At 41.7% G+C, this 1070-nt stretch carries 1 protein-coding gene; it reads right to left on the bottom strand.

Translation table 11 applies throughout. From position 1 onward, the window contains the following. Positions 1-233: 233 nt before the first annotated feature. Positions 234-899, bottom strand: coding sequence for a reverse transcriptase domain-containing protein (locus tag IEW67_RS17910; protein WP_229671963.1), 666 nt, complete (start codon positions 897-899; stop codon positions 234-236). Positions 900-1070: the final 171 nt, after the last annotated feature.

The following is a 1070-nucleotide window of genomic DNA, read 5'->3' as shown; positions in this document are numbered from 1 at the left end:
TAGCCGGAGTTCGGCGGTTCCTCATTCCGCTATTTCCTCTTTTCGTCCTAATTTTGCCCTACTTTTAGCCGAATAACGGAACGAGGATTCATGACAACACTAAATAGGGTGATTTATGTCCATTTAGTCGAGTAGGTGGGGCCTCTCCTTTGGGATTGTGCCCCTTGCCCCTCACAGATCCGTACGTGCCCAATTAAGGCATACGGCTCTTCATGACACCATTCACGTTCATGTCAAAGACGTTTACTAGCATATAAATTCACCATAATTTTGGGTTCGGGTAATGGATTTCTTTCGAGGAACAGATTGAACTTTTCAATGGTAAACGACCTTTTCTGGCTTCGTCTGTTCCTCCATTTTCTTGTTAGATACAGGACTTCCCGGAAATAGGCTCTTATGCCATCAAAGTTGTCCGACACGCCATAATATTGGTAGTGCCCTCTCAGCTTCCGCCGAATGGACTCCACCAATTCCTGTTCAGGCATGTGCCGATTCTTTCGAATCCAGGCCGTGAATTCCTTAATTCGCATCTGCAATTTCTTTGGGCTTGTTTTACGTTTAAGCCGATGTTTTCCATTCCTACCTTTCCCCCAATAGTGGCGGAATCCCAGAAAATCAAATGTTCCAGGTTTCCCGTTACTCCCATTTTCAGAACCTCGGCCAAATCGAATAATTTTGGTTTTCTCTTCGGCTATACTAAGATTAAATTTCCTTAACCTTTGTCGTAACTTGGCATAGAATAGCTTTGCGTCATCCTCTCTCTCGAAACAACACACAAAGTCATCGGCGAAGCGAACTATTTCCGCTTTGCCTTTACACATTTGCTGCTTCACATATACATCAAACCATAAATCCAGTACATAATGAAGATAGATATTCGCTAGTATTGGTGATATCACACCTCCTTATGCCAAGTTAAGCATTATGCAAAGTAATCTTTATATTCTGATGATAGAATAATAATCGGACAACCCAAACAGAGAGATTTCCTAGTTTAGTATAATATAATTAAACTGGGAGGAATCATCACATGGCACAAAATAAGAAGCAATTTGATGCACAGTTCAAGC

This window comes from Lentibacillus kapialis, assembly GCF_014646635.1.
GTDB classification, from domain to species: Bacteria; Bacillota; Bacilli; order Bacillales; family Amphibacillaceae; genus Lentibacillus; species Lentibacillus kapialis.
This window is presented reverse-complemented; position numbering and strand designations above follow the sequence as displayed.